Here is a 12,127-nt window from a genome sequence, read left to right as displayed (position 1 = left end):
CGCCCGGTGCCGCCGACCGCCGCCGCGGCTACCGCACCGCGATGCACCGCCACGGCCTCGACGAGCACATCCGTGTCCTGCCCGGCGGGCTCACCGAGGACGACGGCGCGCGGGCCGCCAGAACCCTGCTCGCGGAGAACCCGCGGCCCAGCGCGGTCCTGGCCTTCAACGACCGCTGCGCCACGGGCGTCCTCGACACCTTCCTGCGGGCCGGTGTCACCGTCCCCGGCGAAATCTCCGTGGTCGGTTTCGACGACACGAGCCTGTCCCGGCTGGCCCACATCGACCTCACCACCGTCGCCCAGGACATCCCCCGCCTCGCGGAACTCGCCGTCGGCCGCGCCATCGCCCGCCTCGACGGCGAGGCCGTACCGGACGGTGAGCAGGTCGTCGCGCCGCGTCTCGTGGTCCGGGGGACCACGGGCGCGCCCGGCACGGGCTGAGCCCGCTACTCCGGCGCCGCCGGCTCCAGGGTCTCGCGGACCTTCGGCAGGATGTTGGTGATGTAGTCCTCGACGACCGTGTCCAGATCGATGTCGTGCTGAGCCCGCTCGGCCAGGTACCAGCGGTGTTCGAGCAGCTCGTGGTAGATCTCGGCCGAGTCCATCGAACCGCGCAGCTCCAACGGTACGGCCCGAACGGTGGGCCGGAACACGTCCCGCACCCACCGGTGCGCGAGCACCTCGGGCCGGGCGGCGAGGGGATCGCCCGGGGCGTAGTCGTCCTGGGTGGCCATCCAGCTCTCCAGGTCGTTGAGCAGCCGCCGCGCCTGGTTCTCCTCGGCGTCCAGACCGGTCAGGCGCAGCAGTTGACGCTGGTGGTGGCCCGCGTCGACGACCTTGGGCACGAAGGTGACGGTGTCGCCGTTCGGGGAGTGCTCGATCTGCATCTCGGCCACGTCGAAGCCGAGTTCGTTGAGGCGCCGGATCCGGCGTTCGATGAAGTGGTACTTGCCCGCCGGATACACCGAGACGCGGGTCAGCTCCTCCCACAGCCCCTGGTAGCGGGCGCAGATCTCCATGCCGAACTCGATCGGGTCGACGGACGGGTGCAGCGCCCCGGACGCCTCCAGGTCGAGCAGTTCCCCGCTGATGTTCACGCGGGCGAGATCGAGGTCGTACTCCCGCTGCCCGTCGCTGAGTCGCGGGTGCAGGTCGCCGGTCTCCGCGTCCACGAGATACGCGGCGTAGGCGCCCGCGTCCCGCCGGAACAGTGTGTTGGACAGCGAGCAGTCGCCCCACGCGAACCCGGCCAGGTGCAGCCGCACCAGCAGCACGGCCAGCGCGTCCATCAGCCGGTGCATGGTGGCCGGCCGCAGCGTCGTCTCGAACATCGAGCGGTACGGCATCGAGCCACCCAGGTGCCGGGTGATCAGCACCGGTTCCAGCGGCTCACCGGCCGTGTCGGCGCGCCCGGTGACCACGGCGAGGGGGTCGACGGCGGGGATGCCGAGCCGGTCCAGGTCGCGCAGCAGCTCGTACTCGCGCAGCGCGGGCCGTTCCGCCAGCTCCTTGACGGCTATGACCTCGCTGCCGGCGCGGGCGTAGCGCACGACGTGCCGGGAGATGCCGCGTGGCAGCGGCACCAGGTATTCGTCGGGCCACTCCTCCAGCGGAACGTCCCAGGGCAGTTCCAGCAGGAGCACCGGATGCTCGGGGTTGGTCGCGTTGATCTGCAGTGCCATGAGGCGACCCTAGAGCGTGTGTTCGCGGGCGCGTCGTGCCGCCTCACGGATCGGACCGGTGTGCAGGGGGCCGTGGCCGGGCAGCAGGGTGTCGGCGTCGAGCGCTTCGAGGATGTCCAGCGAGGCGAGGGCACGGTCGCGCTCGTGGTGGAACATGTCGGGCAGCAGCTGCGGGCCCTTGATCCGCGAGGTCGGATGGCCGCTGACCAGGGCGTCCCCGGAGATCACGAGCCCGCTGTCCGGGAGATGGAACACGCAGTGCCCGCTCGTGTGGCCGGGGGTGTGCACGGGCACGGGCCGGCCGGGCAGGTCGAGCGGGCCGTCCCCGGCCGGGAACGCCTCGGCCGCGGCGACCGGATGCTGTTCCATGCCTCCGGAGCGGATCGTGTGCCCCGCCCAGGGCAGTACGCCGGGACGCCAGGCGTTCTTCAGTACGTCGCACAGGGTCACCTGCTGCAGGAACTCCCGGCGGGCGTGCGGCACTTCGGCCTCGTGCGCGTAGACGGGTGTGCCGTGGGTGCTGTGCAGGTACTCCGCCGAGCCGAGGTGGTCGTTGTGGGCGTGGGTGAGGAGCACCGCCGCGACCGCCTTCACCGAACTCCCCACCTGTTCAAGGGAGTCGAGCACGAGCGAACGGTCCCCGGGATACCCGGTGTCCACCAGTGTGGCCGTGTCCCCGTCCGTGAGGATCACCCAGTTGGTGTTGCTGCCGTGCACGAGATAGGCGGCGTCGGCGACTTGGCGTACTTCTGCCCGCATGATCGTTCCTCGCGTGGTGGTGCTGTTCGGATCCGGCCAATCATTCGGGATCCAGCCAACCAGACGCGTAGGGTCCTGGCGCGCGCGGGGGAAGCCGCCTCCGGCACCGTCCGCCGGAGGCGGCCCCCGCGTGCGTCCGAAGCGGCCGCCTCTCCGCCTCAGCGCACGCCGTGCGGGCGGAACTGCACGCTGATGCGCGGTCCCGCGGCTCGGGTGGTCTTGGGGACGCAGTGCTCCCAGGTCCGCTGACAGGAGCCGCCCATCACGATCAGATCGCCGTGCCCCAGCGCGTGCCGCACCGACGCGCCGCCGCGCAGCGGACGCAGCAGCAGGTCGCGAGGCACGCCCACGGAGAGGATCGCCACCATCGTGTCCACGCGGGCGCCCCGCCCGATCCGGTCACCGTGCCAGGCGACACTGTCCCGGCCGTCCCGGTAGTAGCACAGCCCGGACGTGGTGAACGGCTCGCCCAACTCCCGCGCGTAGTACGCCGACAGCGCGTCCCGGGCCTCGGCCAGCACCGGATGCGGCAGCGCGTCGTCCGTGCCGTAGAAGGCCAGCAGCCGGGGTACGGCCACGACCTGCTCGTACATCTGACGGCGCTCGGCGCGCCACGGCACCTCGGCGGCCAGCTCCTCGAACAGGGCGTCGGCGCCGCTCAGCCACCCGGGCAGCACGTCGATCCAGGCGCCGAGACCGAGCGCGCTGCGGCGGATCCCGTGGAGGGGGCCGAGGCGGAGTCGGTCGGTCTGGTCGAAGAGGGAGCCCTGGAGGTGGTGCGCGGTCATGGGACCACCGTACTCCTTATTCGAATATCTGTTCCTATTTAGTGGTGGTCTCCTCGGGTCTCGCTCTTTGGATACACCCGTGTATCGGATACATTCACGTATCGAACATCGGGACGCGGAGGTCCGGACATGGTGGCGGAGGCGACGGCCAAGCGTGTGACCAGGCGCCGGGTCCGTACCCGCGCCAACCTGCTGGACGCCGCGTTCGCCGTGTTCGCCGCGAAAGGCTTCGGCCGGGTCTCCATCGAGGAGGTCTGCGAGGCCGCCGGCTACAGCAGGGGCGCCTTCTACTCGAACTTCGACAGCCTGGACGGGCTGTTCTTCGCGCTCTACCAGGAGCGGGCCGACCTGATCGCCGAGCAGGTGGCCGGCGCGCTCGCCCTCGACGGCCCCGACCTCGACGTCCCCGCCGCCGTCGACCGCGTCACCGACGTACTGCTCCTCGACCTGGACTGGCTCCTGGTGAAGACCGACTTCCTGGTGCACGCGGCCCGCGACGCCGCCGTGGCGCAGACCCTGCTGGGACACCGGGCCCGGCTGCGCGGGGCGATCGCGCACCGCCTCGCCCGCGCCGAACTCCCCGCTGTGCTCGGTGACTTGGACGCGGCGGCGTACGCCGTGGTCGCCGCGTACGACGGCGTCACCACCCAACTGCTGCTGGACAAGGACGTGGAGCACGCCCGTGTCTGGCTCAAGCAACTGCTCACCGCCCTGTTGACGGACGGCAGCGGCACGCCCGAACAACTCCCTTGAACCATCGCCTGGTTCGCAACCGAATCCCCAACACAATCCCCAACTGAACTCAACGAGAAGGGCAACGGTCGCCATGGATGCGGACGTCATCGTCGTCGGAGCCGGGCTGGCCGGTCTGGTCGCGGCCCATGAACTGACCAGCCGGGGACGCCGGGTCGCGCTCGTCGACCAGGAGAACGCCGCCAACCTCGGCGGGCAGGCGTTCTGGTCCTTCGGCGGACTGTTCCTCGTCGACTCGCCGGAACAGCGCCGCCTCGGCATCAAGGACTCCTTCGACCTGGCCTGGAACGACTGGCAGGGCAGCGCCGGCTTCGACCGCGTCGACGACGAGGACTCGTGGGCGGTGCGCTGGGCGCGCGCCTACGTCGAGTTCGCGGCCGGCGAGAAGCGGACCTGGCTCGACGGACACGGCATCAAGCTGCTGCCCACCGTCGGCTGGGCGGAACGCGGCGACCTGCGCGCCCACGGACACGGCAACTCCGTCCCGCGCTTCCACGTCACCTGGGGCACCGGCACCGGAGTCGTCGAACCCTTCGTGAACTACGCCAGGCAGGCCGCCCGCGACGGACTGCTCACCTTCTACTACCGCCACCAGGTCGACGAGTTGGTGGTCGAGGAAGGCGAGGCGCGCGGCGTACGCGGCACGGTCCTCGCCGCGGACGACTCGGCACGCGGTGTCTCCTCCAGCCGTGAGGCGATCGGCGAGTTCGAACTCACCGCGCAGGCCGTCGTCGTGACCACCGGCGGCATCGGCGCCAACCACGACATCGTCCGCCAGTACTGGCCCGAGCGCCTCGGCACCCCGCCCGCCGAGATGATCACCGGCGTCCCCGCCTACGTCGACGGCCGGATGCTCGACATCAGCGCCGAGGCGGGCGTACGACTGGTCAATCGCGACCGCATGTGGCATTACACCGAGGGCCTGCAGAACTGGAACCCGGTCTGGCCCGGCCACGGCATCCGCATCCTGCCCGGCCCGTCCTCCCTGTGGTTCGACGCCCTAGGCCGCCGCCTGCCCGACCCGTGCCTGCCGGGCTACGACACCCTCAGCACCCTCAAGTACCTGCGTACCACCGCGGACTTGGCGGACCACGACCACTCCTGGTTCATCCTCACCCAGAAGATCATCGAGAAGGAGTTCGCGCTGTCGGGCTCCGAGCAGAACCCCGACATCACCGCCAAGGACAAGAAGGCGGTCCTGCGCGACCGGCTGCTCGGCAAGGGCGCACCTGGTCCGGTGGACGCCTTCCTGCGCAAGGGCGCGGACTTCGTGACCGCCGGTAACCTGGAGCAACTGGTCGAGAAAATGAACCAGTTGACCGACAAGCCGCTTCTCGACGCGGCTGTGGTGCGCCGCCAGATAGAGGCCCGCGACCTCCAGATGGCCAACCCGTACAGCAAGGACTCCCAGATCCAGGGCATCCGCAACGCCCGCCGCTACATCGGCGACCGCCTGGGCCGCGTCGCCACCCCGCACCGCATCCTCGACCCGGCCGCCGGCCCCCTGATCGGCGTCAAGCTGCACGTCCTCACCCGCAAGACCCTCGGCGGCATCCAGACCGACCTCGACTCCCGGGCCCTGGGCGCCGACGGAAAGCCGATCGGCGGACTGTACGCGGCGGGCGAGGTGGCCGGCTTCGGCGGCGGAGGCGTGCACGGCTACAACGCCCTCGAAGGCACCTTCCTCGGCGGCTGCCTCTTCTCCGGGCGCGCGGCGGGCCGCGCGGCGGCCAAGCAGACCGCCTGACCGGACGCCACGGCCCGTCTCCTCAGCTGTCGAGGAGGCGGGCCAGCACCGCCGCGTGGCTCTCCTGCGGCGACCTGACCGCCGTCACCAGGGTCACCGGCCCCATACGGACCAAGTTCCGCAAGGTGTGCAGGAGTTGAGCCGCCTCCGGCTCGGCGAGCTCCGCCTCGTAACGGCCGCCGAACTCCTCGTACGATCCCTCGCCCGCGTGGTACCACCGGCGTAGTTCGGTCGACGGGGTGAGGGCCTTGGGCCACTCGTCGATCCGGGCCGCGTCCTTGGACAGGCCGCGCGGCCACAGCCGGTCGACCAGGACGCGGACGCCGTCCTCCGGCTCGGGCGGATCGTAGACACGGCGCACGCGGACGGTCACGGGCGGGGCTCCCTCGGGTGGCGGTGGTGCCCGCGAGCCTACGTCCGCGGAGACGCCCGGTACGGGGGCGACGCGGCGTAACTTGACCCGCACATGAAGGATTTCGAGGGAGCGGGCGGCCTAGTCTCTGAGACGAATGATCACCCCTCACTCTGTAGGAGCGCATGTGACGTACCTCCGGCAGGCGTCCACAAGACGCACCGCTGTCCTCCGCCGCAGCGCCGTCGTGGCCACCGTCCCCGTCGCCGTCGCGGCCCTGCTCGCCGCCGCCGCACCGGCCGGAGCCACCACGATCGGCTCGTCCGGCGTGGGCGACCCGTACTTCCCGCTCTCCGGCAACGGCGGCTACCACGTCGCCCACTACGGACTGACGCTCCGCTACGACCCGGCGAGCCGCCACCTCGACGGCAAGGCGGTCCTCACCGCCCGCGCCACCGAGAAGCTCACCCGCTTCGACCTCGACTTCAAGGGCCTGACGATCACCGGCCTGACGGTCGACCACGTCAAGGCCGGCTTCCGCCGCGACGGACAGGAACTCGTCGTCACCCCGCGCAGGGCCCTGCGCAAGGGCCAGGAGTTCCAGATCGCCGTCACCTACAACGGCACCCCCAAGCAGGTCACCGACCCGGACGGCTCGGCGGACGGCTGGATCGTCACCGACGACGGCGCCTTCGTGGCAGGCGAGCCGCAGGGCGCCATGACGTGGTTCCCGGCGAACAGCCACCCCAAGGACAAGTCGTCGTACGACTTCACGATCACCGTCCCGCAGGGGCGCACCGCGGTCGCCAACGGCGTTCTCCTGGGCCAGAAGACGGCTCACGGGAAGACCACGTTCCGCTGGCACGCGCCGGAGCCGATGGCCGCCTACCTCGCCACCGCGACGGTCGGAAAGTTCAAGGTCGAGCAGTACACCACCAAGGACGGGGTCAAGGTGTACAACGCCGTCGACCCCCGCGAGGCCACCGCCGCCGCGCCCGTCCTGAAGAAGCTGCCCTCCGTCCTGGAGTGGGAGAGCAAGCTGTTCGGCCCGTACCCGTTCCGCTCGGCCGGGTCGATCGTCGACCACGCCCCGGACGTCGGCTATGCCCTGGAGACGCAGGGGCGGCCGATCTACGACTCGGCGCCGGACCTCAGCACCCTCGTGCACGAGAACGCCCACCAGTGGTTCGGGGACTCCGTCTCCCTCACCAGCTGGAAGGACATCTGGCTCAACGAGGGCTTCGCCACCTACGCGGAGTGGCTCTACAGCGAGCAGCACGGCGGCAAGACCGCCCAGCAGACCTTCGACGCGCTGTACGCCCGCAAGGCGACCGACGGCCTGTGGGCGTTCCCGCCCGGCGACCCGGGCAGCGGCGCCAACATCTTCGGCACGCCCGTGTACGCCCGCGGGGCCATGGCCCTGCACGAACTGCGCCTGGCCGTCGGCGACAAGACCTTCCTCGCGATCCTGCGCGCCTGGGCGGGCGGACACCGCTACGGGCACGGGACGACCGCACAGTTCATCAGCCTCGCGGAACAGAAGTCGGGGAAGAAACTGGACGTTCTGTTCCACACCTGGCTCTACACGAAAGGCAAGCCGGCCAAGCCGTAGGAGCTGACGAGTTCCTCACATGTGTCGGTCATCGTCGACTCATGATCACTCGTATGTCCCCGGTCGCACTCGTCGCCGCATCCCTCTTTCTGACGGGATGCGGCGGCGGTGCGGTGGCGGCGACTGGCCACGCGACCGGCTCCGCTCCTGCTCCCGCCGCCCCGTCCTCGTCCTCTCCCTCGCCCTCGCCCTCGTCGGAGATATCCGCCGAGGCCGCTCCCCGGCAACTGCCGGGCGTGGGGCCCAGGATGCTGGCCCGCATACCCGCGACCACCGAACAGGTCGTCCTGGTGGCCGGCAGGGGCGAGGACTCGCCCCTCTCCACCCTCGCCCTGTACGAGCGCACCGACGACGGCTGGCAGCAGACCGCGAGCTGGGCCGCGCACAACGCGCTCAAGGGCTGGTCGGACCACCACATGGCCGGTGACCTGCACTCACCGATCGGTGTCTACTCGCTCACTGACGCGGGCGGACTGCTCAAGGATCCCGGCACCAAGCTGTCGTACGACCAGGGGTCGGGCTTCGTGTCGCCCGGCATCGGCTTCGAGGGCGAGTCGCTGGCCGGGTCCTTCGACTACGTGATCGCCATCAACTACAACCGGCAGCCCGGCACTTCACCCCTCGACTGGACCCGCCCCCTCGGCTCCTCGCGGGGCGGCGGCATCTGGATCCACGTCGACCACGGCGGCCCCACCCACGGCTGCGTCAGCATCGCCGAGGACCACATGAAGGAACTGCTGCGTACCCTGGACCCGGCCCGGCATCCCGTCGTCGTCATGGGCGACGCCGCGTCCCTGTCGCACTGACCGCCTAGGATCCGCCCAATGTGCGCACATGTGCTGGTCGCCGAGGACGACGAGATGCAGGCCGAGCTGATACGACGCTCCCTGCTGACCGAAGGCCACACCGCGACCGTGGTCCACGACGGGGCCGCCGCCATCACCGCGGCCAGGAAACTCCGGCCCGACCTCGTGGTGCTCGACCTCATGCTGCCCGTGATCGACGGCTTCGGCGTGTGCCGGGCCCTGCGCGGCGAGGACGACATCCCTGTCCTGATGCTGACCGCCCGCTCCACCGAGGACGACGTCCTGCTCGGCCTGGAACTCGGCGCCGACGACTACATGACCAAGCCCTACAGCCCGCGCGAACTGATGGCCCGCATCCGCACGGTCCTGCGGCGCAGCGGCCGTGCCTCCGAGAGCAGACAGGAGGACACCGTCGTACGGGCGGCGGGCCTCTCCGTCGATCCCGCGCGGCACGAGGTGCGCTGCGACGGGACACCGGTGGACTGCACACCGGCCGAGTTCGAGATCCTCCTCGCCATGACCGCCGAGCCCGAACGGGTCTTCTCCCGGCGGCAGTTGCTCCAGTACACCCGGGGCCTGGACCGGGCGTCCACGGAACGAGCCGTCGACGTCCACATCATGAACCTGCGCAAGAAGATCGAGGCCGACCCACGGCGGCCGGCCCGGCTGCTGACCGTGTTCGGCGTCGGCTACAAGCTGCGCGGCGGTCGCGCGTGAGGCCCCGGATACCGCTGCGCAAGCGGCTGTTGGTCCGCCTCCTCGTCGCCACCGTGCTGATCGCGCTCTGCTCGGTCGGGGCGACGGCCTGGCTGGCGGTGCAGACCACCACCCGGGCCATCCGGGAGGAACAGGGACAGGACCTCGCGGACGACATGCGCATCCTCGCGCAGCTCAGCGGATACGCCGCGACGCACCCCGACTGGAAGGGCGTCGCACCCACCGTCCGCGCGCTGTCGAAGAAGATGGGCCGCCGTATCGCCCTCACCGCCTCCGACCGCACCCTCATCGCCGACTCCGCACCCCACGGCACCTCGCTGCCGCCCCGCGCCGCCGCGAACGTCGACCCGCTGCACACCGACACGTACACGGAACCAGGCGCACAGCTCAGCGGCCTCGACCCCCGGGTCGTCGGACCGTACCGGCTGACCGCGAAAGAGCGGGCCCTGCTGGCGAAGCTGGCCAAGGCCCGCCAGGCGTGCTTCGCCCAGAACGGCATCGACACGACCATCACGGTGACGCCGAGCGGTCGCCCCGTCCTCAACGACGCGGACGGCAACAACGCCAACGGCGACGTGCCCGAGCAGTGCGCCGACGGGAAGCTCAACACCCCGACCGCCACCGAGACCAGAGCACTGAAGGACCTGACCATACGTACCCGCACCTGTTTGGAGCAGGCGGGTATCGTCGACACGTACCCGATGTTCTTCTCGGTCGACGTCGCGGACAAGAGCCTCGGCTCCCGCTATGTTCCGGGCGCGTCTGCCAAGCAGGGCGACACGGCCGACGCACGGAGAGCGCAGACCTGCACCGACAACGGGCGCCGCGCCCAACTCGACCCCTACGTCGCGCCGGTGGCCGAACTGTTCCTGGGCGGCGGGAACACCACCGCGCCCCGCTTCGACGTCTCCCCGGCGAACAAGGCCAAGGTCGTCGGCGCGGCGGCGGCCGTACTGGCGCTCACGGTCCTGGTGACGGCGGTCGTCGCCACGAGACTCGTACGGCCCCTGCGCGCGCTGACCGAGGCGGCCCAGCAACCGCCCGAGCTGCACGTCCGGGTGCCGGTGCGGACCCGGGACGAGACCGGCATCCTGGCCGAGGCCTTCAACGACCTCGCCGAACGCCGTGAACGCATGGAGGCCCAGCGCAAGGCCATGGTCAGCGACATCGCCCATGAACTGCGCAGCCCGCTCACCAACATCCGGGGCTGGCTTGAGGTCACCCGGGACGGCTTCGTCGAACCCGACCCGGCGCTGCTCGGCTCCCTCCATGAGGAGGCGATGGTCCTGCAACGCGTGATCGACGACCTCCAGGACCTCGCGGCGGCCGACGCCGGAATCCTGCGCCTGCACCGCGAACCCGTGCGTGTCGAGGACCTCGTGGACCAGGTCGTCGCCGCGTACCGCGTCTCCGCCGACACGGCGGGCGTCGCGCTGACAGGCAAGGCGGACAACTCGCTCTGGCTGGCGGCGGATCCGGTGCGTATGCGTCAGGTGCTCGGCAACCTCGTGTCCAACGCGCTGCGTCACACACCGGCCGACGGCACCGTCACGCTGACCGCGTGGCGCGACGGCGAGGACGTCGTCCTGACCGTCGTGGACACCGGTACCGGCATCGCGCCCGAGAACCTCCAGCACGTCTTCGAACGCTTCTGGCGCGCCGATCAGTCCCGCAGCCGCCGCACCGGAGGCAGTGGCCTGGGCCTGTCCATCGTCCGGGACCTGGTCGCCGCCCACGACGGCACGGTCGAGGCGGCGAGCGAACCCGGAGCGGGCTCCGTCTTCACGCTGCGCCTGCCCAACTCCCCGTCACCGGAAGGCGATTGACGCCGGTCACTGCTCCCGCAGGCCCCACGGCGAGCCGTACGCCGTCAGCAGGTCCAGGAACGGGCCGGCCGGGAACGCCTCCGGGCCCAGCACACCCGAGCCGGTCCAGACACCCGTGGCCAGCAGCTCCAGGGCGATCACCGGGTTGATCGCGGTCTGCCACACCACGGCCTGGGAGCCGTACTCCGCCATCGACCACTGGTTGTCGACCACGTGGTAGAGGTACACCTCGCGCGGCGCCCCGTCCTTCGTGCCGCGCACCCACGTGCCCGCACAGGTCTTGCCGTGCATACGGTCGCCCAGTGTCGCGGGGTCGGGCAGACAGGCGGCGACAACATCCCGCGGAGAGACGGCAGTTGGCCCCGACGCACTCGGCACGGTGACCGGCTCGGTGCGGTCCAGGCCCAGCAGGTGCAGGGTCTTCAGGGTGTCGATGAACTGGTTGCCGAGGCCGTACTTGAAGGTGACCCGCTTCGCGTCGACCCAGCGCGGGACCAGCAGCACCTCCTCGTGCTCCACGTTCACGCACTCCACCGGGCCGATGCCTTCGGGGAAGTCGAACACCTCGGGCTCGCTGAACGGTTCCGTGGTGAACCAGCCGCGGTCCGCCTCGTAGACGACCGGCGGGTTGAGGCACTCCTCGATCGTGGTCCAGATGGAGAAGGAGGGCGCGAAGTCGTAGCCGTCGACGGTGAGGTTCGCGCCGTCGCGGATGCCGATCTCCTCGATCTCGTCGAAGAGTTCGTCGGCGGCGTACCGGGCGAACACGTCCGAGAGACCCGGCTCCACACCCATCCCGACGAGGGCCAGTGCCCCGGCCTTCTCCCACTCGGCCGCGTCCTCGAACTGCGCGTCCCCGAGCTTGACGCCGCACTCCTCGTACGGCCGGTCCGGGTGCGGCCGGGACAGCGACATCGCCATGTCGAGGTAGTTCGCGCCGGCGGTCCGTGCCGCGCGGAACAGGGGGAGGACGAAGCGCGGGTCGGTCGCGTTCAGCAGCACATCGCACTCGTGCGCGCGCAGCGCCGCCACGACGGCCTCCTCGTCGTTCGCGTCCAGCCGCTCGGCGCGGAACCGGGCGCC

At 70.8% G+C, this 12,127-nt stretch carries 12 protein-coding genes; 7 read left to right on the top strand and 5 right to left on the bottom strand.

Annotated features, from left to right (window positions below; all coding sequences use genetic code 11):
- Positions 1–443 (top strand): LacI family DNA-binding transcriptional regulator (locus tag R6V09_RS32425; RefSeq protein ID WP_317885028.1); only part of this gene is annotated, 443 nt, incomplete at its 5' end.
- Between the two features lie 5 nt (positions 444–448).
- On the opposite strand, the gene R6V09_RS32420 is transcribed toward R6V09_RS32425, so the two are convergent.
- From R6V09_RS32420 to R6V09_RS32410, 3 genes are all read right to left on the bottom strand, one after another.
- Complete coding sequence (locus tag R6V09_RS32420) at positions 449–1,684, bottom strand: DUF4032 domain-containing protein (protein ID WP_317885027.1); 1,236 nt, start codon at positions 1,682–1,684, stop codon at positions 449–451.
- 9 nt (positions 1,685–1,693) lie between these two features.
- On the bottom strand, positions 1,694–2,443 hold the full coding sequence (locus R6V09_RS32415) for an MBL fold metallo-hydrolase (RefSeq protein WP_317885026.1): 750 nt from the start codon (positions 2,441–2,443) through the stop codon (positions 1,694–1,696).
- A gap of 158 nt (positions 2,444–2,601) precedes the next feature.
- Positions 2,602–3,231, bottom strand: a complete 630-nt coding sequence (locus R6V09_RS32410) for an alpha-ketoglutarate-dependent dioxygenase AlkB (RefSeq protein ID WP_317885025.1) — start codon at positions 3,229–3,231, stop codon at positions 2,602–2,604.
- Between the two features lie 129 nt (positions 3,232–3,360).
- Here R6V09_RS32410 and R6V09_RS32405 point away from each other — a divergent pair, with 129 nt between their 5' ends.
- Together R6V09_RS32405 and R6V09_RS32400 are read left to right on the top strand one after the other, a co-directional pair.
- Positions 3,361–3,984, top strand: a complete 624-nt coding sequence (locus tag R6V09_RS32405; protein WP_317885024.1) for a TetR/AcrR family transcriptional regulator — start codon at positions 3,361–3,363, stop codon at positions 3,982–3,984.
- Between the two features lie 73 nt (positions 3,985–4,057).
- Positions 4,058–5,731 carry an FAD-binding dehydrogenase gene (locus R6V09_RS32400; protein ID WP_317885023.1) on the top strand — a complete coding sequence of 558 codons (1,674 nt, stop codon included), beginning with the start codon at positions 4,058–4,060 and terminating at the stop codon, positions 5,729–5,731.
- A gap of 22 nt (positions 5,732–5,753) precedes the next feature.
- On the opposite strand, the gene R6V09_RS32395 is transcribed toward R6V09_RS32400, so the two are convergent.
- A complete protein-coding gene (locus R6V09_RS32395; RefSeq protein ID WP_317885022.1) occupies positions 5,754–6,104 on the bottom strand; it encodes a DUF488 domain-containing protein in 351 nt (116 codons plus the stop codon).
- Positions 6,105–6,240: 136 nt separating this feature from the next.
- On the opposite strand from R6V09_RS32395, the gene R6V09_RS32390 reads away from it, so the two are divergent.
- From R6V09_RS32390 to R6V09_RS32375, 4 genes are read left to right on the top strand one after another with little or no spacing between them, the layout of a single operon-like run.
- Positions 6,241–7,695 carry a M1 family metallopeptidase gene (locus R6V09_RS32390; protein ID WP_442810198.1) on the top strand — a complete coding sequence of 485 codons (1,455 nt, stop codon included), beginning with the start codon at positions 6,241–6,243 and terminating at the stop codon, positions 7,693–7,695.
- A gap of 41 nt (positions 7,696–7,736) precedes the next feature.
- On the top strand, positions 7,737–8,501 hold the full coding sequence (locus tag R6V09_RS32385) for a L,D-transpeptidase family protein (protein ID WP_317885020.1): 765 nt from the start codon (positions 7,737–7,739) through the stop codon (positions 8,499–8,501).
- Positions 8,502–8,519: 18 nt separating this feature from the next.
- Complete coding sequence (locus R6V09_RS32380; RefSeq protein ID WP_317885019.1) at positions 8,520–9,218, top strand: response regulator transcription factor; 699 nt, start codon at positions 8,520–8,522, stop codon at positions 9,216–9,218.
- A complete protein-coding gene (locus R6V09_RS32375; RefSeq protein ID WP_317885018.1) occupies positions 9,215–11,044 on the top strand; it encodes a sensor histidine kinase in 1,830 nt (609 codons plus the stop codon). The genes R6V09_RS32380 and R6V09_RS32375 overlap by 4 nt, the downstream gene beginning before the upstream one ends.
- 6 nt (positions 11,045–11,050) lie before the next feature.
- Here the strand turns inward: R6V09_RS32375 and R6V09_RS32370 are convergent.
- The coding region (locus tag R6V09_RS32370; RefSeq protein ID WP_317885017.1) for a saccharopine dehydrogenase family protein at positions 11,051–12,127 on the bottom strand (1,077 nt) is incomplete at its 5' end.

This window comes from Streptomyces sp. W16 (assembly GCF_033194735.1).
Classification (GTDB): Bacteria; Actinomycetota; Actinomycetes; order Streptomycetales; family Streptomycetaceae; genus Streptomyces.
This window is presented reverse-complemented; position numbering and strand designations above follow the sequence as displayed.

What these genes read in the sequence shown, in the direction of transcription:
- R6V09_RS32410 (WP_317885025.1), bottom strand. Translation starts at nt 3,231, where the DNA reads ATGACCGCGCACCACCTCCAGGGCTCCCTCTTCGACCAGACCGACCGA.
- R6V09_RS32400 (WP_317885023.1), top strand. Translation starts at nt 4,058, where the DNA reads ATGGATGCGGACGTCATCGTCGTCGGAGCCGGGCTGGCCGGTCTGGTC.
- R6V09_RS32415 (WP_317885026.1), bottom strand. Translation starts at nt 2,443, where the DNA reads ATGCGGGCAGAAGTACGCCAAGTCGCCGACGCCGCCTATCTCGTGCAC.
- R6V09_RS32385 (WP_317885020.1), top strand. Translation starts at nt 7,737, where the DNA reads ATGATCACTCGTATGTCCCCGGTCGCACTCGTCGCCGCATCCCTCTTT.
- R6V09_RS32380 (WP_317885019.1), top strand. Translation starts at nt 8,520, where the DNA reads ATGTGCGCACATGTGCTGGTCGCCGAGGACGACGAGATGCAGGCCGAG.
- R6V09_RS32420 (WP_317885027.1), bottom strand. Translation starts at nt 1,684, where the DNA reads ATGGCACTGCAGATCAACGCGACCAACCCCGAGCATCCGGTGCTCCTG.
- R6V09_RS32390 (WP_442810198.1), top strand. Translation starts at nt 6,241, where the DNA reads ATGATCACCCCTCACTCTGTAGGAGCGCATGTGACGTACCTCCGGCAG.
- R6V09_RS32405 (WP_317885024.1), top strand. Translation starts at nt 3,361, where the DNA reads ATGGTGGCGGAGGCGACGGCCAAGCGTGTGACCAGGCGCCGGGTCCGT.